The organism is Achromobacter sp. K91 (assembly GCF_003576205.1).
GTDB lineage: Bacteria > Pseudomonadota > Gammaproteobacteria > Burkholderiales > Burkholderiaceae_B > Achromobacter > Achromobacter aegrifaciens.
The window spans coordinates 339,360-361,368 of record NZ_QWFB01000031.1 but is presented as its reverse complement, the minus strand read 5'-3'; the positions used below and the strand labels follow the sequence as shown (position 1 = coordinate 361,368).

General features: G+C 66.1%; 18 protein-coding genes. 8 read left to right on the top strand and 10 right to left on the bottom strand.

The window, feature by feature from the left end:
* Positions 1-149: 149 nt before the first annotated feature.
* The 4 genes from DXK93_RS15030 (at position 150) to DXK93_RS15015 (ending at position 5,418) form a co-directional block, all read left to right on the top strand.
* Positions 150-1,553, top strand: a complete 1,404-nt coding sequence (locus DXK93_RS15030; protein ID WP_119450479.1) for a DKNYY domain-containing protein — start codon at positions 150-152, stop codon at positions 1,551-1,553.
* 172 nt (positions 1,554-1,725) lie between these two features.
* Positions 1,726-3,624 carry a molecular chaperone HtpG gene (htpG, locus tag DXK93_RS15025; RefSeq protein WP_119450478.1) on the top strand — a complete coding sequence of 633 codons (1,899 nt, stop codon included), beginning with the start codon at positions 1,726-1,728 and terminating at the stop codon, positions 3,622-3,624.
* Positions 3,625-3,886: 262 nt separating this feature from the next.
* Positions 3,887-4,156: a helix-turn-helix domain-containing protein gene (locus DXK93_RS15020; protein WP_119450477.1), complete on the top strand. Its 270-nt coding sequence runs from the start codon at positions 3,887-3,889 to the stop codon at positions 4,154-4,156.
* The gene (locus DXK93_RS15015; protein ID WP_119450476.1) at positions 4,153-5,418 is read left to right on the top strand and encodes a type II toxin-antitoxin system HipA family toxin; all 1,266 of its coding nucleotides are present in this window, start codon (positions 4,153-4,155) and stop codon (positions 5,416-5,418) included. The genes DXK93_RS15020 and DXK93_RS15015 overlap by 4 nt, the downstream gene beginning before the upstream one ends.
* Before the next feature lie 39 nt (positions 5,419-5,457).
* Here the strand turns inward: DXK93_RS15015 and DXK93_RS15010 are convergent, their stop codons facing one another.
* From DXK93_RS15010 to DXK93_RS14985, 6 genes are all read right to left on the bottom strand, one after another.
* Positions 5,458-7,575, bottom strand: coding sequence for an acetate--CoA ligase family protein (locus tag DXK93_RS15010; protein ID WP_119450475.1), 2,118 nt, complete (start codon positions 7,573-7,575; stop codon positions 5,458-5,460).
* Between the two features lie 17 nt (positions 7,576-7,592).
* Positions 7,593-8,588 (bottom strand): acryloyl-CoA reductase, encoded by a 996-nt coding sequence (locus tag DXK93_RS15005; protein WP_054459308.1) that lies wholly within the window; start codon positions 8,586-8,588, stop codon positions 7,593-7,595.
* A gap of 18 nt (positions 8,589-8,606) precedes the next feature.
* Entirely contained in the window at positions 8,607-9,770 is a 1,164-nt protein-coding gene (locus DXK93_RS15000; RefSeq protein ID WP_119450474.1) for an acyl-CoA dehydrogenase family protein, read from the bottom strand.
* A gap of 3 nt (positions 9,771-9,773) precedes the next feature.
* Entirely contained in the window at positions 9,774-10,745 is a 972-nt protein-coding gene (locus DXK93_RS14995; RefSeq protein WP_119450473.1) for a tripartite tricarboxylate transporter substrate binding protein, read from the bottom strand.
* Positions 10,746-10,763: 18 nt separating this feature from the next.
* On the bottom strand, positions 10,764-11,747 hold the full coding sequence (locus DXK93_RS14990; protein ID WP_119450472.1) for a tripartite tricarboxylate transporter substrate binding protein: 984 nt from the start codon (positions 11,745-11,747) through the stop codon (positions 10,764-10,766).
* 63 nt (positions 11,748-11,810) lie between these two features.
* On the bottom strand, positions 11,811-12,977 hold the full coding sequence (locus DXK93_RS14985; RefSeq protein ID WP_119450471.1) for an acyl-CoA dehydrogenase family protein: 1,167 nt from the start codon (positions 12,975-12,977) through the stop codon (positions 11,811-11,813).
* Between the two features lie 184 nt (positions 12,978-13,161).
* Between DXK93_RS14985 and DXK93_RS14980 the strand changes: the two genes are divergently transcribed.
* The 4 genes from DXK93_RS14980 (at position 13,162) to DXK93_RS14965 (ending at position 17,484) form a co-directional block, all read left to right on the top strand.
* Entirely contained in the window at positions 13,162-13,959 is a 798-nt protein-coding gene (locus DXK93_RS14980) for an IclR family transcriptional regulator (RefSeq protein WP_119450470.1), read from the top strand.
* The gene (locus tag DXK93_RS14975) at positions 13,949-14,722 is read left to right on the top strand and encodes an IclR family transcriptional regulator (protein ID WP_119450469.1); all 774 of its coding nucleotides are present in this window, start codon (positions 13,949-13,951) and stop codon (positions 14,720-14,722) included. The genes DXK93_RS14980 and DXK93_RS14975 overlap by 11 nt, the downstream gene beginning before the upstream one ends.
* Before the next feature lie 186 nt (positions 14,723-14,908).
* The gene (locus DXK93_RS14970) at positions 14,909-16,108 is read left to right on the top strand and encodes an MFS transporter (RefSeq protein WP_119450468.1); all 1,200 of its coding nucleotides are present in this window, start codon (positions 14,909-14,911) and stop codon (positions 16,106-16,108) included.
* Between the two features lie 260 nt (positions 16,109-16,368).
* Positions 16,369-17,484, top strand: a complete 1,116-nt coding sequence (locus DXK93_RS14965; RefSeq protein WP_147400247.1) for a hypothetical protein — start codon at positions 16,369-16,371, stop codon at positions 17,482-17,484.
* 180 nt (positions 17,485-17,664) lie between these two features.
* Here DXK93_RS14965 and DXK93_RS14960 read toward each other — a convergent pair whose 3' ends face one another.
* The 4 genes from DXK93_RS14960 to DXK93_RS14945 are packed head-to-tail and all read right to left on the bottom strand — an operon-like array spanning position 17,665 to position 21,827.
* Positions 17,665-18,975 (bottom strand): MFS transporter, encoded by a 1,311-nt coding sequence (locus DXK93_RS14960; protein ID WP_119450466.1) that lies wholly within the window; start codon positions 18,973-18,975, stop codon positions 17,665-17,667.
* A gap of 42 nt (positions 18,976-19,017) precedes the next feature.
* Positions 19,018-20,166: a galactonate dehydratase gene (gene dgoD, locus DXK93_RS14955; RefSeq protein ID WP_054459324.1), complete on the bottom strand. Its 1,149-nt coding sequence runs from the start codon at positions 20,164-20,166 to the stop codon at positions 19,018-19,020.
* A complete protein-coding gene (locus DXK93_RS14950; protein WP_054459326.1) occupies positions 20,163-20,816 on the bottom strand; it encodes a 2-dehydro-3-deoxy-6-phosphogalactonate aldolase in 654 nt (217 codons plus the stop codon). Before DXK93_RS14950 ends, dgoD begins: the two co-directional genes overlap by 4 nt.
* A 9-nt stretch (positions 20,817-20,825) precedes the next feature.
* Positions 20,826-21,827: a 2-dehydro-3-deoxygalactonokinase gene (locus DXK93_RS14945; protein WP_054459328.1), complete on the bottom strand. Its 1,002-nt coding sequence runs from the start codon at positions 21,825-21,827 to the stop codon at positions 20,826-20,828.
* Positions 21,828-22,009 lie beyond the last annotated feature (182 nt).

The following is a 22,009-nucleotide window of genomic DNA, read 5'->3' as shown; positions in this document are numbered from 1 at the left end:
GGGTAGGGGAGGAAAGTGCGGGATTTTAGCGGGGAAGGCCCCGTGCCGTCCGGGGACGGACCGGGAGGGGGCGCAGGCGCGGGCCGGGATCTCCGCCGCTGGTTAGAATCCCTGGTCGCCAATCAACGGCAGGTCAGCCCCGCCACTCCATGCAAAAACGCGCCAAATGGGCCTTGATCACGCTGGTTCTGATCATCGCCGCGCTGCCGATGTTCCTGTTGTTCTGGTTGATGGACGGCGACGACTTCGCGGCCGTCGACCGTGGGCAGTCTTACGGCAACAGCATCTATAAGAATTATCAGGGCGGCGTTTACGCCGCGGTCCCCAGCAACGGCTATTACCGCATGGACGAGGCCGATCCAGCCAGTTTCGCGGCCTTCGATACCGGGGCTTTCGATGGAAGGCAGGCGGCCAGGGACCAGCGGCACGTGTATTGCGGCAACCAGCTCCTGCCGGACATGAAGCCGGCGTCGGCACGCTACCTGGGCAACAGCTATTTCAGCGACGGCGCGGTTACGGTTTTTTGTTCGATGCACAGTGTGCGCAACGAGGAACTGGGCATGCTGGACGAGTTCTGGCAGAAGATCCAGTACCGGGCGGACGCCGGCCCCAAGCCGCAGACCTACCTGTATCCGTTCGTCGTCCTGCCGGCCAGCGCCCGGCCCTACCGGCCGTTGCTGGACCGCGAGCTGGCCACCGACGATGTACGCGTGTACTACCGCGGCCGCGAAATGCCGCAGGCGGCGCCCGCTTCGCTGCGCCGCCTGCCTGCAGGCCGGGATGGCGACGTGCGTTCCAGCGACGATTTCTTCGCCGATGGCCGCCGCGTCTATTTCCACGAACAGTTGCTGCCGCTGTCGGATGATCCCGCGCTGCACACCTTCATGGTGGGCGACCTGTACCGCCAGCCCTATCTGCAAGACCCCCGCGACGGCATGGTGTATGTGGGCGCGCAGCCCTTCGACGCGGCGCATGCGCCGTACCGCCTGCTCAACGAGCACGGCCGGCATGTGTACCAGGCGCTGTTCCGCAGCAAGGACGGCATCTTTTTCTACAACACGCAGACGCGGCAGGTGGAACGGGCTGGCGACGATCCCTTCGCCTCGGGATCCTTCACCGAGCTGTCGCCATACGTGTACACGGACGGCAAACAGACGTTGTTCCTGCAGGCGCAGGAAGTTTGGGCCCGCAACTCGCGGGGCGGGGGCGGCGGGCTGGTGTCCCGTTCCACGCTGGTCAACCAGCTGGCGGATGCGCCGGCTGGGGAATGGATCAAGCGCGGCGTGGTTTATCACAACTTCGGCACGGTCTGGCAGAAGGGAGAGAAGCTCTATTACCTGGATGAGCTTGGACCCTCGCAGCTGATTTCCCATTCGATCTATCAGATCATGGACCGCGGCGCGGCGGATTTCCTGCTGAGTTCGCAAGAAACACGGCAGATCACGGCTGCCGACATACGCAAGCTGGTCCGGGCCGGCAAGCTGGCAGTGCCGCAGTATGAAGCCGTGCTGGAAGCCAAGACACGTTACCGCAAGGTGTTCTCGATTTTCTGAGGCGCTGCCGCCACTCCCCAAAAGGGGAGGCTAGAACCTGCGGGGGTTTTTTTGCCCGCCCTTGAAAGTGCGCCATTGGCCCCCACATCAGTAGGGTTTCCCGGCGGCCGCGGGGGCCAGATGTCCCGGCAGCCAATAACCGTCCCTAATTTTTACCTAGCCACGTAGAACTATGAGCCAAACCGCCACGCCTTCCACGTCCGAAACCCTGGGGTTCCAGGCAGAGGTGAAGCAGCTGCTGCACCTGATGATCCATTCGCTGTACAGCAACAAGGAAATCTTCCTGCGCGAGCTGGTGTCGAACGCATCGGATGCCTGCGACAAGCTGCGCTTCGAGGCCATCGACCAGCCCGAACTGCTGGAAGGCAATGGCGAACTGGCCATCACGGTCAGCTACGACAAGGCCGCCCGCACCATCACGATTTCCGACAACGGCATTGGCCTGTCGCGTGAAGAAGCCGTGGCCAACCTGGGCACGATCGCGCGCTCCGGCACGCGGGAATTCTTCTCGCAGCTGACCGGCGACAAGCAGAAGGATGCGCAGCTGATCGGCCAGTTCGGCGTGGGCTTCTATTCGTCGTTCATCGTGGCCGACAAGGTCACGGTGGTCAGCCGCCGCGCCGGCGCCACGGACGCGATCCAGTGGGAATCCGACGGCCAGGGCGAATTCACCATCGCCGCTGCCGAGAAGGCCACGCGCGGCACGGACGTGACGCTGCACCTGCGCGCCGACGAAGACGAATTGCTCAACGGCTGGAAGCTGCGCGAGATCCTGCGCCGCTACTCGGACCACATCTCCCTGCCCATCCGCATGGCCAAGGAAGAGTGGGACCAGGAAAAGGGCGAGCAGGTCAAGACCGAAGAACTGGAAACGGTGAACCAGGCCAATGCGCTGTGGGCCCGCAGCAAGTCGGACGTCACGGAAGAGCAGTATCGCGAGTTCTACAAGACGGTGTCGCACGACTACGACGACCCGCTGGCCTGGACCCACAACCGCGTCGAAGGCCGCAGCGAATACACGCAGCTGCTGTACGTGCCCAAGCATGCGCCCATGGACATGTGGGACCGCGAAGGCCGCCACGGCGTGAAGCTGTACGTCAAGCGCGTCTTCATCATGGACGACGCCGACCAGCTGCTGCCGTCGTACCTGCGCTTCGTGCGCGGCGTGATCGACTCGGCCGACCTGCCGCTGAACGTGTCGCGTGAAATCCTGCAGGAAAGCCGCGACGTGCGCGCCATCCGCGAGGGTTCGGCCAAGCGCATCCTGTCGCTGCTGGAAGACATGGCGGAGAACAAGCCGGAAGACTACGCCACGTTCTGGTCCGAGTTCGGCCAGGTGCTGAAGGAAGGCGCGGGCGAGGACTCGGCCAACCTGGAACGCATCGCCAAGCTGATGCGCTTCGCCTCGACCCACACGGGCGACCAGGCCCAGACCGTGTCGTTCGCCGACTACGTGTCGCGCATGAAGGAAGGCCAGGACAAGATCTACTACGTCACGGCCGATACCTTCGCCGCGGCCAGCAACAGCCCGCATCTGGAAATCTTCCGCAAGAAGGGCATCGAAGTCCTGCTGTTGTCGGACCGCGTGGACGAATGGATGCTGTCCTATCTGCGTGAATTCGACGGCAAGTCGCTGGTGTCGGTGGCCAAGGGCGGCCTGGACCTGGCCGAGCTGGCCGACGAGGAAGAAAAGAAGCACCAGGCCGAAGTGGCCGAGGACTTCAAGCCGCTGGTCGAGCGCCTGCAGAAGACGTTGGAAGACCAGGTCAAGGAAGTGCGCGTGACGCTGCGCCTGGTGGACTCGCCGGCGTGCGTGGTGGTGGGCCAGAACGAACTCAGCCCGCACCTGCTGCGCATGCTCAAGGCCGCCGGCCAGGAAGCGCCCAACGTCAAGCCGGTGCTGGAAATCAACCCGGAGCACCCGCTGCTGGCCCGCATCCGCGCTGCCGAAGACGGCGAATTCGACCAGTGGGCGCGCCTGCTGCTGGATCAGGCGCTGCTGGCCGAAGGCGCGCAGATCGCCGACCCGGCCGCGTTCGTGAAGCGCTTGAATGCGTTGCTGCTGAAGTAAGCGGCGCATCCGCTTGAAGGAAGAAAGGCGCCCCTTGGCGCCTTTTTTCTTTTGGGAGACGTTTCACAAGCAGTGATTAAAAAATTACCGATCGGTAATTTTGTACAAAAAATCCGCTTGGATAGAAAAAATTATTCCCGTTCGGTAATTTTTTCACCGTAGAAAAATGTGCCGCGACAAATTTTTCCCGCTCGGTAATTTTTTTCCTGCGCCAATCAAATTTTTATCCTAAAATTACCGATCGGTAATTTTGGAGGCGGCCATGCCCTCGCAAGATATTCCTGCCGAGCTCGCAGGCGGGGCCGGCGTAACGATCCGCACATCGACCGAATTGGGCGAATTGGTGAAGGCCGTGCGGCGCTCGCAGGGCTTGCTGCAAGCGGACTTGGCTGGCCTGTCTGGCACCGGCAACCGCTATGTGGTGGATCTGGAGCGCGGCAAGCCCACGCTGCAATTGCAGAAGGTGCTGGACATGCTGGATCTGCTGGGCCTGGAAGTGCAGGTAGCGCCCAAGCGCCCGAGGCTGCCATGACCGTCGCTGACGCGCTGGACCTCTATCACGCTGACCGCAAGGTCGGCCGCTTGTTCGACGAGAGGCCGTTGCGCTTCGTGTACGAAGATGCCTGGCTGAATTGGTCTGGCGCGCATGCCATTTCGCCGTCGGTGCCTCTGCGCAGCGGCGATCATGCGGGCGATGCCGTGCATGCTTTTTTTGAAAACCTGTTGCCCGAAGGGCATGTACGCAAGTTTCTGCAGGTCAGCCGCCATGCCACCACGGTCTTCGGTCTGCTGCGCAGCGTGGGCGGGGATACCGCCAGCGGGTTGACGATACTGCCGCAAGGGGAGCGGCCCGCGCCGGCGCGCCACCGGGTTGCTACATGGCAGGACGTGACAAAGCGCCTGCAAAACGTGGCCGTGCCCGCGCTGGCGGCGGAGAACGCCGAGGGCGCCCGCATTTCTCTGGCCGGGGCGCAGGACAAGCTTCTATTGACGGTCATGCCCGATGGTTCGCCAGCGATACCCGAGGGGGCTGCGCCGTCCACGCATATTCTGAAGCCGGATATTCGCGGCCTCGATGGCGTATGGTCATCGGCCCTGAACGAAACGCTGGTCATGCAGTTGGCCGCCAGAATGGGCCTGGGCGTGGCGGAAGTCCGCTATCAGCCCGATACGCGCGCATGCCTGATTACCCGGTATGACCGCAAGCCTGACGGCAAGGGTGGTTTGCTGCGGCTGCATCAGTTGGATCTCTGCCAGCTGGCTGGCAAACCGTCCGACGTGAAGTATGAGTCCGATGGCGGTCCGTCGCTGCAGCAATGTCGGGAGCTGTTGGGAAGCATGGGCATCGGCGCGGCGGATTTGAAGCGATTCCTGCAATGGATATTCTTCAACTTGTGCGTCGGCAACAACGATAGCCATGCCAAGAACCTGTCCGTGCTGCAGACGCAAGATGGCCGATACCGGCTGGCGCCCTTTTATGACCTGATGTGCACGGGCATGTACTCCGGGCTTGCTCGCAATTTCGCGTTTGCGATCGGCGGTGAAGTGAAGCCGGGCAGCATCGGCGCGGAACATATCGCGACCATGGCTAGGGAGTTGGGTTTTGCCCTGCGCTACGTCAGGGCAGCAGGGGAGTCGCTGGTGGATGCGCTTCCCGTCGCCTTGGATGAGGTGCAGGCAGGACTGCTGGCGCAGGCGCCGGGGGGCGCGGAGCGCACGTTGATCGAGCGCTTGGGGCGTTGGATCAAGACCAACACCCGCAAGCATGCCAGGCGGTGGGGGATGGACGCGTAGCCGCCCGCGGCCGCATCGGCGCCACCGTCTGGGTGGCGCCTAGCCCCGCATCACCACCGCATCCAGTGCCACCACCCCTTGTCCCTCGGGCAGCGCCAGCAAGGGATTGATCTCCATTGAACTGAAGTCCTCCCGCCGCGCGTGGGCGTAGCGGGATAGCGCCGCCAGCGCGTCAGCCAGCGCATCGACGTCGCAAGGAGGCGCGCCGCGCGCGCCTTGCAGCAGCGCGTAGCCCTTGATCTCGCGGATCATCGCCAGGGCTTCCTCGCGATCGAAGGGGGCCAGGCGGAAGCTTACATCCTTGAGCACTTCGACGAAGACGCCGCCCAACCCGAACATGACGACCGGGCCGAACACCGGGTCGCAATGCACGCCGGCGATGCATTCCACGCCCTTGGGCGCCATGGGCGCGACGAGCACGCCGTCGATGCGGGCGTCGGGCCGGTGCTGGCGTACGGCGGCCATGATGTCGGCATAGGCCTGCCGCACGGCGGCTTCGCCGCGGATGTTGAGCTTCACGCCGCCTACGTCGCTCTTGTGCGTGATGTCGGGCGATACCACCTTGAGCACGACGGGAGCGGCGTCGCCGTCCGTAGCAGCCAGCTCGGCGACGGCGCGCACCGCCGCGTCCACGTCGGCGGCCAGCGTGCAGGGCGAGGCCGGCAAGCCGGCCTGGCGCAGCAGCGCCATGGCCTGGACTTCGTTGTAGGCGTCCAGCAATGGCGGTGTGTGCGCCGCGGGCATCGTGGGAGCATCGTCAACCACGTCGCTACCCGTATGAGCAGCCAGCCCGGCCACCGCGCCTATCGTGCGGATGGCGGCGCTGGGATCAGTGAACACCAGGCAGCCCAGTTGCTCCAGTTCCCGGCGGCGCGCGGGCGGGAACAGCGCGCTGATGGCCAACGGCACGTCCGGATGGCGGGCCTGCATCTGCCTTGCGAAAGCCTCGAAGGTAGGCCACAAGGCTTCGGAGGATCCAGCGGCGGCCAGGAAGACGGCCAGCGCGTCGTAGCGTCCATCGGCCAGCATGTCGTCGGCGGTGGCCAGCAGCAGCCCGGGTTCGGACACGGCCTGGCCGGTGACGTCGACGGGATTGCGGCCGCTGGCGAAGGGCACGCGCTCCAGCAGGCGGGCTTGCGCTTCGGCGGCGGGCTCGGGCAGCGCCAGGCCAGTGTCGTCGGCCTCGTCGGCCATCAAGGCGCCCACGCCGCCAGAGATGGTGAAGATCCCCAGCCGGCGGCCCTGCGGCGGCTGTTTCCAGGTGTCCAGCGCATAGCCCAGGTTGAAGAATTCCTCGATGGTGCGCGCGCGCAGGGCGCCGTATTGGCGGAACAGCGCGTCGTAGACGGCGTCATCGCCGGCCAGCGCAGCGGTATGCGAAGCTGCGGCTTGCGCGCCGGCCTGGGTACGGCCGATCTTCGTGACGACGACGGGTTTGCCAGCCGTGCGCGCCGCGGCCAGGGCGAGGCGCAGCTTGGCGCCGTCGCGGCAGCCTTCCATGTAGGCCATGATGACGCGCGTATCGGCGTCGCGAGCCAGCCATTCGATGCAGTCGGCCACGTCGATGTCGGCCTCGTTGCCGGTGCTGATCCAGTGCGACAGGCCCAGGCCGCGCTCGCGCGCCATGCTGTAGGCGTAGGCGCCGAATGCGCCGCTCTGCGACACCATGCCAATGCCGCCGGCGGCGACGATGCCGTTGGCGGGGGCGGGCGAGAACGTTGCGTAGACATTGCGCCGCACGTTCATGAAGCCCAGGCAATTCGGCCCCAGCAGGCGGATGCCGCGCTCGCGCGCGATGGCGCAGAGCCGTTCCTGTTGCGCGGCCCCTTGCGCGCCGGTCTCGGAAAAACCCGAGGTGAACACCACGGCGGCGCCTACCTGGCCGGGCCGGGCGCGTTCCAGCGCCTGCGCGGCATGAGCGGCCGGCACGGCCAGAATGGCCAGGTCCACCTCCGCGTCCAGCGCGTCCAGGCCGGGTACGGCCGGCAGGCCGGCGATTGCGTCTGCGCGCGGGTTGACGGGGATGATGCGGCCGCCGTAGCCGTGCTGGAGCAGCAGCTTCACCGGCATCGCGCCGATCTTGCCGGGCGTGGCCGAGGCGCCGACGATGGCGATGCCTTGCGGATTGAAGAGGCGGGACAGGGAAGAGTCAGTCATGATGTGGCGATGAAAAATCAGGAGTAGCGCACGACGCTGCGGCCCGTGCTGCCGCGTTCGAGCATGGCGGCCAGCGCTTGCGGCAGCTGGCGGGGTTCGATGACGCGCGCGATCAGGTCCAGGTGCGCGGGGCGGTATTCGGCGGCGAGCTTGTTCCATACCTGGCGCCGCAGCGGCATGGGGCTGTTGGCGTTGATGCCCAGCAGCTTGACGCCGCGCAAGATGAAAGGGATGACGGTGGTGGGCAGTTCCGCGCCGCCGGCGTTGCCGAAGGCGGCGGCCACGCCGTCCGGCTTCAGGCTGGCCAACGCGTGGGCCAGCAGCGGCCCGCCCACGGAGTCGACCACGCCGGCCCAGCGCGCGCTCATGAGCGGCTTGATGCCGGCCGACAGGTCGGGCGGGGCAATCACCTCTTGCGCGCCCAACGAGCGCAGATAGTCCGCCGCATCCGGCTTGCCGGACATGGCGCAGACGCGATAGCCGCGCTGGCTCAGGATGTCGATGGCGACGCCGGCAACGCCGCCGGTTGCGCCGGTGACCAGGACCTCGCCTTGTTCCGGCGTCAGTCCGCAATGCTCCATCCAGTGCAGCGAGAGCGCCGCGGTGTAGCCCGCAGCGCCCAGCACGGCCGCATCGCGCAGTCCAATGCCGGCGGGCAGCGGCAGCACCCAGTCGTGGCGCACCCGCGCATACTCGGCATAGCCGCCGTCGCAATCCACACCGATGCCGAAGCCATGCACCACGACCTCCTGGCCGGGCGCGAGCGCAGGGTCGGCGGAATGCACAACGGTGCCAGAAAGGTCAATGCCGCCGATGCGCGGATACTCGCGGATGATGCCACCGCGGCCGGCCTGGGCCAGCGCGTCCTTGTAGTTCAGGCCGGCATAGGCCACCTTGATGAGCGTGTCGCCCGCGGACAACTGGTCCGCGGTCAGCGTGTCGAAACGGCCCTGCGGCGGTTCGCCCGCCGCGCCTGCGTGCAGGCGGTAGGCCTGGAATTCGGGATTTTCCATGTTCGTCTCCTTAAGGGCTCAGGCCAGCAGCCGGCGCGCCAGCGTGGCGCGGTGCAATTCGTTGGCGCCGTCATAAATGCGGAAGGGGCGCATCTCCTGCCAGACCATGGATACGGGCGTGTCGTCCGACAGGCCCGATGCGCCCATCATCTGTACGGCGCGGTCGGCCACGCGGTTCACGGCCTCGGACACGAAGACCTTGGCCATGGCGCTGTGCTGTTTCACCGACAGGCCTTCGTCCATGCGGGCTGCGCAGTCCAGCGTCATGAGGCGGCTGGCATGCAGGTCGATGTGGGAGTCCGCGACCATGGCCTGGATCTGTTGCAGGTCCGCCAGGCGTGCGCCGAAGGATTCGCGCCGCACCACATAGGCCTGCGCCGTCTCCAGCGCGCGCCGGGCGCGGCCGATGTAGCGCATGCAATGGGACAGGCGGGCAGGCTCCAGCCGCAGCTGCGCATATTCCAGGCCGCAGCCGGGCTCGCCCAGCACGGCCTCGTCACCGACCTCGCAGTCTTGCAGCAGGATTTCGGCGTGGCCGCCGATCTGGTAGCCCGTCACCATGCCGATGTCGCGCACCACCTGGTAGCCCGGCGTGTCCGCCGGCACCAGGAACAGCGTGGCGCCGGTATCGGTGCGCGCCAGCACCAGCGCGAAATCCGCACCCACGCCGCCGCTGATGAATTGCTTATGGCCGTTGAGCACCCAGCGTCCGTTGCGCCTTTCGGCGCGCGTGCGCAGCATGGACGGATCGGAGCCGGCGCCGGGGGCGGGCTCGGTCATGGCGAAGCAGGCGCGCTGTTCGCCGCGCACCAGCGGCGCGAGGAAGCGCTCCTGCTGGGCGGTGTCGCCCAGGCGCAGCAATGTCAGCATGTTGGGCTGGTCGGGCGCGGCGCAGTTCAGCGCGGCGGGGCCCAGGAAGCCGCGCCCCGCTTCTTCCAGCACCTGGGCCAGGGCGCGCCAGCCCAAGCCCAGTCCGCCCCATTCCTGCGGCAACTGGGGCGCATACAGGCCGGCCTCGCGGGCCTGTATGCGCAATTGGGCGACGCAGCGATCCAACGCGGCCACGTCGCGGGCAATGGCGGGGGACTCGGCCGGTATCGCCACCTCGTCGACGAAGCGGCGCACGCGCGCGCACAGGTCTTGCAGGGCGTCGCCGCCGTTGCGTTCTGGCTTGGACTGCATGGTTTATTCCTCGATCTTGACGCCGGCCTGCTTGACCACGGCGCGCCATCTGTCGGTTTCGTCGGCGATGTGCCGGCCGAACGCTTCGGCCGTGCCGCCCGTGGCTTGCATGCCCAGCCCGTTGAAGTAGCTGCGCACTTCCGGATCGGCCAGCACGGCGTTGATCTGCCGGTTCAGCAGGGCGACCACGTCCTTGGGCGTACCGGCGGGCGCCATCACGCCCCACCAGGACGAGGCCGACATCGGCACGCCCAGTTCAGCCAGCGTGGGCACGTCGGGCAGCTCGGGATTGCGCGTTTGCGAGGCGATGGCGACGGCGCGCAGACGTCCCGCCTTGACCTGCGCATACACCGGCGGCAGGTTGTCGAAGCTCATCTGGACCTGGCCGCCGACCAGTGCGGTGGCGGCTTCGCTGCTGCCCTTGTACGGAATGTGCCGCAGCGCGATACCGGTCTGGTGCGCGAACTGTTCGCCCGCCAGATGGGGGATGCTGCCCGTTCCCGCGGTGGCGAAGGTCAGCCCCTGCTGTTGCGCGGCGGCGCGTTTCAAGTCTTCCAGGCTGCGTATCGGGCTGGCTGCGGGAAGCAGCAGGTAGACCGGTACGTCCGTGGCCCAGATCACGGGCGTCAGGTTCTTCTTCACGTCATAGGGCAGCTTGGCGTACAGCACACTGTTGGTCGCCAGGTTGGCGGTGCCCATCAGCAAGGTGTAGCCGTCGGGCGCGGCGCTGGCGACAAAGGCGGTGCCGATCTGCGTGGCGCCGCCGGGCTTGTTTTCCACCACCACGGGCCGGCCCAGCAAGGGGGCCAGCTTGCGGGCGATCATGCGCGCCGCGGTGTCGGTGCCGCCGCCGGCCGCGTAGGGCACGATCAGGCGCACCGGTTTGTCGGGGTAGGCGGCGGCCTGCGCCGCCCCGGCCGCGCCCAGCAGGGCCACGGCGCACAGTGCGCGCAGCGTTCGGATCAAGGCTTGCATGGCGGTCTCCCGGCGGGTTTACTGGATGCGGGTGCCGGTGGACTGCACCAGCTTGCCCCACCAGGCGGTTTCGTCGGCGATCTGCTTGGCGAACTCGGCGGGCGTGCTGGCCAGCGGTTCCGCGCCCAGCTCCTGGAAGCGGGTGCGCAGCTGCGGGTCTTGCAGCGCCTTGACCACGGCGGCGTGCAGCCGTTCGATCACCGCGGGGTCGGTGCCGGCAGGCGCCATCAATCCCTTCCAGGCCATCACCACAAAGCCCTTCTGGCCGGCTTCATCGAAGGTGGGGATGTCGGGCGCGGCGGTGGCGCGCTGGTCGCTGGGCACCGCCAGCGCGCGCAGGCCACCCGCCTTGACCTGCGGCAGCAGCGCCGGCATGTTGTCGATCATGAAATCGATGTGGCCGGCCACCAGGTCGGTGATGGCGGGGCCGGTGCCTTTGTAGGGCACGTGCTCGGCCTGGATGCCGGTCTGCTGCTTGAGCAGTTCGCCAGCCAGCTGCGCGGGCGAACCGTTGCCGGGAGAGCCGAACGACAGTTTGCCGGGGTTGTTGCGCGCGTACTGCAGGAACTCCTCTAGCGTCTTCACCGGCATGGACTTCGTCACCACCATCAGGTTGTGTTCGCGTTCCAGGCAGGTGATGGGCGCCAGGTCCTTGGCCGGATTGAACGGCATGTTGGCGTACAGGCTGGGATTGATGACGGTGGGACCGGCAGCGGCCAGCAGCAGTGTGTAGCCGTCGGGCGCGGCGCGGGCCACGAAATCGCCGCCGATGTTGCCGCCAGCGCCGGGCTTGTTCTCCACAATGACCGGCTGGCCCAGGATGGGATGCAGCGCCTCGGCCAGCAGGCGGCCCAGGATGTCGGTCGAGCCGCCCGGGGCGAAGGGCACGATCAGCCTCACGGGCTTGTCGGGATAGGCGGCCGCGGCTTGCGGCGGCAGCGCCGCGCAGGCGAAGGCGGCGGCCATGGCGCCGATCCACTTCGGCAGGTGCTTGTGCAGCATGATGGAAGTCTCCTTTGGTTTGGCGGGCCGCCGGCTTCTTGCGGCTGCGGTCCCTGTATTGCCCTAGCGGCCGGGCGTGTAGCCCGCCTGGCTCAGCGTATGGCGGGCGATGTTCAATTGATGGATCTGGCTGGTGCCCTCGTACAGGCGGAACAGGCGCACGTCGCGGTAGAAGCGTTCGATGCCGTGATCGGCGATGTAGCCGTACCCGCCATGCATCTGCACACATCGGTCCGCCACGCGGCCACACATCTCGGACGCGAAGTACTTGCAGATCGAGGCGTTCAGCGTCACGTCCTCGCCCGCATCGCGCTCTCGGGCGGTTTGCAGAACCAGCGCGCGGGCGGCCTGGATCTCGGTCTGGCAGTCGGCCAGCATGGCCTGGATCAACTGGAAGTCCATCAGCGGCTTGCCGAACTGCTGGCGCTCGGCCACGAAGCGCAACGTGTCGTCCAGCATGCGGATCGCCGGGCCGATGCACAGCGCGGCCAGATGGATGCGCTGCTTGTTCAGCACCTTCATGGCCGTCTTGAAGCCCACGCCTTCCTGGCCGCCGATGATGCAGTCTGCCGGCACGCGGCAGTCCTCGAAATGCACGGCGGAAACCGGCGATCCGGCCTGGCCCATCTTGTCGTAGGGCTGGCCGGTGGACAGGCCCGGCGTGCCGCGCTCCACGATGAATGCGGTGATGCCCTTGGCGCCCGGCGCATCGGGATCGGTGCGCGCCATGACGGTGAACAGGCCCGCCAGCGGGGCATTGGTGATGAAGCACTTCTCGCCGTTCAGCACGTAGTGGTCGCCGTCGCGCACGGCGGTGGTGCGCAGCGCAGTGGCGTCGGAACCCGCCTGCGGCTCGGTCAGGGCGAAGCAGCCGGTCAGTTCCCCGGAGGCCAGCCGCGGCAGGTAGCGGGCCTTCTGCGCGTCGGTGCCGTCCGCCACCAGCGCCTCGGAGCCGATGCCCGTGTTGGTGCCGACCCGGGCGCGAAACGCCACCGAGCATTGCGACAGTTCCATGGCCGCCAGGATCAGCTCCTCGGTCGTCATGCCGGCGCCGCCGTATTGCTCCGGGATGGAATAGCCGAACAGTCCCTGCGCGGCCATACTGGCGACCAGGTCCTGCGGCACCTCGTCCAGGCGGGCGACCTCGGCTTCGCGCGGCGCCAGTTGCTCTCGCACGTAGCGGCGCAGCGATTCGAGGAATTGCGGGAATCCGTCAGGGTCCCTGATCATGGCTAGTCTCCGTTTCATCATGGGCGCTGATGCGTGCCGCGCCGTGTTGAATCCAGGCTAGCAAAAGGCCGCGGGATTTGAGACAAGTGTTTTGATATCTTGAACGCATGGCGGGCCGTCGCTGCTCTATGATCGGCAGGGACAGACCGCGCATTCCGCGCGCGCCGCGCCCAGGACCTCCACCATGACCACCCGCCCCGGCGAGCGCCATGCCGACCCCGCCTTCGCCACCACGCTGGCGCACGGCTTGTCAGTGCTGCAGGCGTTCCGGCATGGCGAACCCGCGCTCAGCAACCGCGAACTGGCGGACCGCACCGGCCTGTCCAAGGCCACGATTTCACGCTTGACCACCACGCTGATGCAGCGCGGCTTGCTGCGCTACGACGGGGGCTTGCGGCGGTACCGGCTTGGTACGGCGGTGTTGTCGCTGAGCTATCCGCTTCTGGCCAGCATCAAGGTTCGCCAATTGGCGCGCCCGCTGATGAAGCGCCTGGCCGATGCGGCGGGCGGCTCGGCCTCGCTGGGCATGCATCACGGCCTGAACATGGTGTACGTGGAAACCTGTCGCGGCCATGACGCCGTGTCGTTCCGGCCGGACATCGGCGCCTTGCTGCCGCTGCTGCCTTCGGCCATGGGGCGCGCCTGGCTCGCGCAGGCGCCGGCGGACGAGGCTGAGCCCTTGCTGGCGGCGCTGCGGCGCCAGGATCCCGCCGTCTGGCGGCGTCACGCGCCGGACTGGGAGCAGGCTCAGCGCGACTACGCGGAGCATGGCTATTGCGTGGGCCAGGGCGACTGGCACTCGGACGTGCACGCGGTGGCGGTACCCATGCGCACGCGGGTCGACGGCCAGGCGCTGGTGTTCAACTGCGGCGTGCCCGTGACGCGGCTGCGGCCGGGCGACCTGCGTGGCCGCATCGCGCCGCGTCTGCTGACGCTGGTGGCGCGCGTGGAAAAAATGCTGGAGCGCCAGAATGACGCATGACCAGGACCGGGAATTCACCACCACGCTGGCGCGTGGTATCGACATCCTGGCGTGCTTTCGCGCCGACCGCCCGGTGCTGGCGAACAAGGACTTCGCGCAGCAGACCGGCCTGTCGCGCAGCGCTGTGGCGCGCTTGACGCATACGCTGGTTGAATTGGGTTTTCTGCAACGCGAGGGCGAGCCGGCGCGCTACCGGCTGGGCGCCTCGGTGCTGGCGCTGAGCTATCCCTTGCTCGCCAGCATGCAGATCCGGCAATTGGCGCGGCCGCTGATGAAGCAACTGGCCGACCACGCGCGCGGCGCCGTGTCGCTGGTGGTACGTGACCGCCTCCAGATGGTGTACGTGGAGACGGCCCGCTCCAACGAAGCCTTGCAGACGCGGCCCGACATAGGCGCGGCGCTGCCGCTGTTGTCCAGCGCCGCCGGCAAGGCTTGGCTGGCGCGGGTGTCGGATGAGGAGCGGGCGGTCGTCCTGAACCAGCTGCGCGTGGCGGATCCCCGGCACTACGATGCCCACTTCCCCAGCCTGGCGGCCGCGCGCCGCGATCTGGAGCGCAAGGGATATTGCGGCAACAACCTGGAGTGGCGGCCGGACGCCTATGGCTTTGCCGCGCCGCTGGGCAGGCCCTATCAGTCGTTGCTGTATGTCTTCAATTGCGGCGTGCCGGCGCAGGACGGGCCTTACCGCGAGCGCGCGGCCGACATCGGCCCGCGCCTGGTCGCCCTGGCGCGCGAGACGGAAAGGTTGCTGGGACTGGCCTGAGACGAATCGGCCCCTTTTCCGGATTCATGACTCCAGGTCAAAAGTGTTTCGCTGTTTCCTGCCTTTTTTCGCAAGGATGACGGCGGCATACTGGACGCCTGTCTTCCGATCCGGGTTTTCCCGCGTTCCGGCCCCTTTGCGCCGGCCCGCTCTCCCGGTCGGCGCAATCGAACCCAAGGAAACCAGATGAATCCCCAGGACTCCCAGCCGGTGAAGGCCGGCCTGCCATTGCTGGCGCTCGCCGTCGGTGCCTTCGGCATCGGCGTGACCGAGTTTTCTCCCATGGGCCTGTTGCCCGTCATCGCCGAAGGGGTGGACGTGTCCATACCCAGCGCCGGCATGCTGATCAGCGCCTACGCCATCGGCGTGATGGTGGGCGCGCCGCTGATGACGCTGGCGCTGTCGCGCTGGTCGCGCCGCAACGCCTTGCTGGTGCTGATGGCGATCTTCACGGTGGGCAACGTGCTGTCCGCGCTGTCGCCCAACTACACGACGCTGCTGTTGGCGCGCCTGGTCACCAGCCTGAACCACGGCGCCTTCTTCGGCCTGGGTTCGCTGGTGGCGGCCAGCGTGGTGCCGCGCCACAAGCAGGCCAGCGCCGTGGCCACCATGTTCCTGGGGCTGACCATCGCCAACGTCGGCGGGGTGCCCGCAGCCACGTGGCTGGGCCAGGTCATAGGCTGGCGCATGTCATTCGCCGCGACCTCGGTGCTGGGCCTGATCGCGATGCTGTCGCTGTGGTTCGCGCTGCCGGCCGGCGAGGCCGGACGCCGTCCCGACATCCGCCGCGAGCTGGCCGTGCTGAAGAGCCCGGTGGTGCTGGTGGCCCTGCTCACCACGGTGCTGGGCGCGGGCGCGATGTTCACGCTTTACACCTACGTGGCGCCGACCCTGGCCGAACTGACGGGCGCATCGCCCAACTTCGTCACGGCGATGCTGGTGCTGATCGGCATCGGCTTCACTATCGGCAATACGGTGGGCGGGCGTTTTGCCGACCGTTCGCTGGATGGCAGCCTGATCGCCTTCCTGGTGCTGATCATCGCCGACTTGCTGGCATTCCCGTGGCTCGCTACGACGCAGACCGGCGCCGCCATTGGGCTGCTGATCTTCGGTTTCGGCACGTTTGCGGTGGTGCCGCCGCTGCAGATGCGCGTCATGCGCGCCGCCACCGATGCGCCGGGGCTGGCGTCGTCAGTGAACGTGGGCGCCTTCAACCTGGGTAACGCGGTAGGCGCCGCAGCGGGCGGGGGCGTGATCTCGGCGGGCATGGGCTATGCCGCGGTGCCGGTCGCCGGCGCAATCATCGCCGCAGCGGGTCTGGGCCTGGTGCTGTGGCAGCGCGCCAGCAACCAGCGCCAACGCAAGCTGGCGATGCAGGGCTGCTGATGTGAAAGGCTGCTGGAAAAGGCGTCCGTATATTGGCCTATCGTTGAAAATCTGAGCAGAAATGAATGTTAAATCGGCGACCCTGTGGTCGCCGATTTAAAGGGATTTCGGGGGCGTGTAAGCCTTGTCCTTAATAGAACATTTAACATGCCGTAACCACAAGGAAAGCACGCTCCCACCAAAGAATGCCACGGTTGAAAAAATGGGATGGCTCAGCGCCATAGGGCGTCAAGTGGCTTGAACCCAACAACGGCCAAAAAATGTCAGAACATTCGACTATCGTGCTGCCCTCCAGCGCAATCTATTCGTCCCGCCCTAAGCCTCTCCTGCTGAAGCAGCTCGCGGATCTTTCAGCGCGCATTTGGGATTTTACTTGTGCACATCCCGCAATGGCCAGCGCCATTACTGGCACGGTGGGAGCCCTCACGCTGCTGACCTACTTTCTCCCGCTTGGCTTCCTTCCTGATTTCGACTTTAGCGACATAACAGGGCTCCTGGTCGTAGCGGCATTCTTCGGCATAACGCAACTTCTGTGGCTCGGTGCGATTTTGCTCTTACCCACCATACTGGGAATATCTAGCACCTTCGCATTTCGACGCTCGGGCAGTCGCCTTTCTTGGCGGACTTCGACGATTGCAGCAATTCTTAGCCAACTGCTCTGGCTTGCGATGCTCTGGTACAACGTCGCAAACGATGAAATTTGGATCGGTGGAGTCTTGATTGCAACGCTGATCTTGACGGTGATATGCGCAACATTTAGGAAATTGGAGGGCCTCGTAAGCATCCTCCTTGCCTTCAGCTTACAAGGGGGAATCTGCGCGCTTGGTGTGTTGCTGTTTCGTCCTTCGCCGGGTTCTTTCCTTTTCGAGCTCGAGGATTGGATGCAGTGGGTCGCACTTGGCATCTGGTGCATCGCGATTTCCGGTGCAAACGTGGTGCTAGCTAAAGATCCACGGCCAACGCTTCCAATGACCGTGGGTGTCGGGGCGTACTTGATCTACATGCTAATACTAACGACCCACAATCTAGGTTATGTGCATGGCCTTGCCATACGGGCACTCGGTCTTGGTGACATAAGGGGGGTGGTTGTCACCGTAAGCGACACGGGCGCCTCAGTACTGAAGGCCGCATGCCATATCAAGTCTGCTCCGCCGGCCTGTCAAGCAGAACTATTTACAGCAGGCGAAGTAACGGGGCATGCCTATTCAAACGTCACGATTCTCTCGCGCATGGGGCGACAGCAGTATCTTCAGCTGTGCAGTCTGACCGACAAGATCGGACCTTGTGCCACAACTGAGGGCTTGAGAGTAGTGTTAGATAAGAAGGAGATACTGGGCTGGTCGACGGCGGGCGTGGAGGATAGGAAAGGGGCGTAACGTGGAATCAATCTCAAGGGACACTGAAGTCCCGCCCACACATGCAGTAGCCGTTCACATTCGACATTCCGTAGCCATAGGATTGCGCAACTGGAAATTTCCAGGCGCGCGTGATCGATGTGCTCGCAGGAACGTGGCGCACCCACGACTTTAGTGCTGACCATTGGAATTTGAGGCGCTTCAAGCCTCGATCCGTTCCACCTTCCCCACCAGCAGGATGTACGACAGCGCACCCAGCAGGGCCAGCGACGACACGTACACGATGGCGGGCGCGAAGCTGTCCTTCGTCACCAGGAAGCCGATCACGATGGGCGTGCAGATCGACGACAGGTTGCCGACGAAATTGAACACCCCGCCCGTCAGGCCCAGGAGGCGCACCGGCGCCAGCGTGGACACCAACGACCAGGTGATCGACGCCAGGCCGTTGCCGAAGAAGGCTACGGCCAGGAAGAAGATCACCCAAGGCGTGGAGTCGGTGAAGTTGGCGCCGATCATGGACGTGGATATCAGCAGGCCCAGGATGATGGGCAGCTTGCGCGCCAGGCCGACGGTGGCGCCGCGGCGGATCAGGAAGTCGGACAGCACGCCCGAGCACAGCACGCCGATGAAGGCCGCCAGGAAGGGCACCGACGCCAGGAAGCCGGACTTGATGAAGTCCATGCCGCGGTACTTGACCAGGTAAGTGGGGAACCAGGTCAGGAAGAACCACAGCGTGGACGTCAGGCAGAACTGGCCCAGGTACACGCCCCACAGCTTGCGCTTGCTCATGACTAGGCCCAGGTCGTTCCAGTTGAACGGGGCCTTCTTTTCCTTGACGCTGCGGTCCAGGTCGACCACGCCGCCGCCTTGCTGGATCAGCTCGATTTCCGCCGCGTTCGCGCCCTTGAACTGCCGCGGCTCGCGGTAGATCATGAACCACAGCACGCCCCACACGATGCCCAGCAGGCCGGTGCTGACGAACACCATATGCCAACCGTAATGGTGCTGCAGCCAGGCCAGCACCGGCGTCAGGAACGCCAGGCCGACGAACTGGCCCGAGGTATAGAAGCCGATGGCGGTGGCGCGTTCGCGTTCCGGGAACCAGGTGGTGACGACGCGGTTGTTGATCGGATAGGCCGGGGCTTCCAATGCGCCCACGGCCAGGCGCAGCACGAACAGGATGACGAAGCTGCCGGCAAAGCCCATGAAGAACGTGGCTGCCGACCACAGGATCAGCGCGGCCGCGTACAGCACGCGCGGCGACACGCGGTCCACCAGCCAGCCGCCGGGGATCTGCATGGCGGCGTAAGTCCAGCCGAAGGCCGACAGGATCAGGCCTTCATGCACGGTGTCCAGGCCGAACTCGTCCTTGAGCGCGGGTGCTGCGATCGACAGGTTGCTGCGGTCCAGGTAGTTGATGACGACGGTGATGAACAGCATCACCATGATGAGGTACCGGCTGCGCGTGGGGCGCTGGGCGCCCTGCAGGCCGGCGTGGGTGGCAGTGGACAAGGGATGTCTCCTCTTTCTCTCTATCGGCTGATTTTTATCGGCTTACCATTCGGCGAAGCTGCCGTCGGCGTGGCGCCAGATCGGGTTGCGCCAGCGGTGGCCCACGGCGGCGCGTTCCTTCACGTATTCCTCGTTGACCTCGATGCCCAGGCCCGGGCCTTGCGGAATCGCGACCATGCCGTCTTCGTACGCGAAGACTTCGCGGTTGCTGACGTAGTCCAGCAGGTCATTGGCGGCGTTGTAGTGGATGCCCAGGCTTTGTTCCTGGATGAAGGCGTTGTAGCAACCGGCGTCGATCTGCAGGCAGGTGGCCAGCGCGATCGGGCCCAGCGGGCAGTGCAGCGCCAGCGCCACGTCATAGGCCTCGGCCATGGCCGCGATCTTGCGGGTCTCGGTGATGCCGCCGGCGTGCGACGGGTCAGGCTGGATAATGTCCACATAGCCTTCGGACAGCACGCGCTTGAAGTCCCAGCGCGAGAACAGGCGTTCGCCCAGCGCGATCGGGGTGGAGGTCAGCGGGGCCAGTTCCTTCAATGCTTCGTAGTGTTCGCTCAGCACGGGTTCTTCGATGAACATGAGCTTGAACGGGTCCAGCTCCTTCATCAGCACCTTGGCCATGGGCTTGTGCACGCGGCCATGGAAGTCCACGCCTATGCCTACGTTGGGGCCGACCGCGTCGCGCACGGCGGCCACGTTCTCCAGGCACTTCTCGACCTTGTCGAAGGAATCGATGTACTGCAGTTCCTCGGTGCCGTTCATCTTCACGGCGGTGAAGCCACGCTCCACGGCGCTCTTGGCGGCCGCGGCGGTGTCGGCCGGGCGGTCGCCGCCGATCCACGAGTACACGCGGATGCGGTCGCGCACGTTGCCGCCCAGCAGCTGCGACACGGGTACGCCCAGGTCCTTGCCCTTGATGTCCCACAGGGCCTGGTCGATGCCGGCCAGCGCGCTCATGTGGATGGCGCCGCCGCGGTAGAAGCCGCCGCGGTACAGCACGGTCCAGTGGTCTTCGATGTTGCGGGGGTCTTTGCCGATCAGGTAGTCGGATAGTTCCTCGACGGCGGCGGCGACCGAATGGGCGCGGCCTTCGACGACCGGTTCGCCCCAACCTACGATGCCGGCGTCCGTTTCAATCTTCAGGAAGCACCACCGCGGCGGCACGATGTAGGTGGTGAGCTTGGTGATCTTCATGCTTGGGTCTCCTGGGCGGGATAGGCGCGTTGCCAGGCCGCGATGAATGCGCGCGCGTTCTGGCCGACTTGGGCGGCCGACAGGCCGGGTTTGTACAAGGCGGAGCCCAGGCCGAAGCCGCTGGCGCCCGCCTGGGCGTAAATCGCGATGTTGTCGGGCGTGATGCCGCCCACGGGCGCCAGCGCGATCGGCGGGCGCAGCACGGCGCGCCAGGCCTTCAGCACGACGGGGCCGAGTTGTTCGGCCGGAAACATCTTCAGCACGTCGGCGCCGGCCGCCAGTGCGGCGTAGGCTTCGGTGGGCGTGGCCACGCCGGGGCAGGAGGCCATGCCTAGCGCCTTGGCCGCGCGGATCACTGCGGCGTCGCTGTGCGGCATGACGATCAGTTCGCCGCCGGCCTGCTGCACGCGGGCGCAGTCCTCGGGATCCAGCACGGTGCCCGCGCCGATCAGGCAGTCGGTGGGCAGCGCCGCGCGCATGGCGCGGATGCTGTCCAGCGGATCGGGCGAATTCAGCGGCACTTCGATCAGGCGAAAGCCCGCGGCATAGAGTTCCTGCCCTATGGCTTCGGCCTCGGCGGGCTTGATGCCGCGCAGGATGGCGATCAGGCCGCAATGGGCCATGGCGGTTTGCAGACCGGGATGGTTCATGTTTGGTTCCTATTCCGTGGGGGGCGAGGCGATCAGCCCGGCGCAGATGGCCAGGTGCCACAGGCCGCGCTCGGTGGCGTTCTGCGCCTGTTCGGGCGTGCCCAGGCCGTAGTGCTGCATGGCCTGGATGTAGCGCCGGCACAGCGCGGGGTCGCCGCAAAGCACGATGCGGGGCAGTTCGCCCTGCTGCTGCAGCATGTCGGCAAGCGCCGCGATTTCATGGCCGATGAGCAGGCCCGACAGATAGTCAGCCTGCGATTCGGGCGCCAGTTCGCCGGTCAGGCCGAGCGCGCGCGTGCTGAAGATGGTGGACAGCACGCCCGCGCGGCCGGCGGGCGCTCCGGCAACTTTCAGGCCGCGCTCGAAGGCGGCCATGTCGGCGCTGGCGGCGTCGGCCATGGTCCGGCCCAGGATGGTGTGGCCGCGCAGCGCCGCGTAGACCTCGCCGGTCATGAAGGTGTCGAAGTGGGTGACGCGGCCGCGGCGGGCGCTGACCCACTTCGAATGCGTGCCGGGCAGGCCTATCAGGACGCTGTCGGCGCTGCGGGTCGCCTGGTCCGCCATCACGCCGACGACCTGGGTTTCTTCGCCGCGTATGACGTTGGGCAGGCCATGGCGCTGGATCAGGCCGGGCACGATGTGCAGGGCAGGGCCGTCCTCGCGTTCGACCTTGGTCAGCAGCGTGCCGATGCGCTGCAGGTCGACCGGCACGTCCAGGTAGGCGGCTTCCTTCCAGCCCTGGGCGCTGCCGACCATGCCGCAGGCGATCACAGGCAGGGCCGGTTCGGCGCGCAGCCAATCGCCGCAAGCCTGTTCGAAGGCCAGCTCGAAGCCCGACAGGGCGGTGGTGGCGGCGCCGTCCTGCAGCGGCTGCGGCAGGCGCATGATGCCCCAGGGCAGATGGCGCGTATCCAGCGTGCGGCCGGCGGCATCCAGACGGTAGGCGCGCAGCGAGGAGGTGCCCCAATCCAGCGCGATAAGCGCCGCGCGGGCGGGAGATCCGGTAGTCATCAGAAGCTGTCTCGTTTCCGGCCGCAAACCGGGCTGCGGACGCGCGGTGAGGCTGGCGCGGGGGCAGGGCTCTGCGGACCTTGTTGTCTCAGGCCCGCCGGATGTTCGTGAGCACGCGGCGGGCGATGGGAAAAATTCTAGATCAGCGCTTGAAAAATCTCAAAATATAGAATTAAATCCCA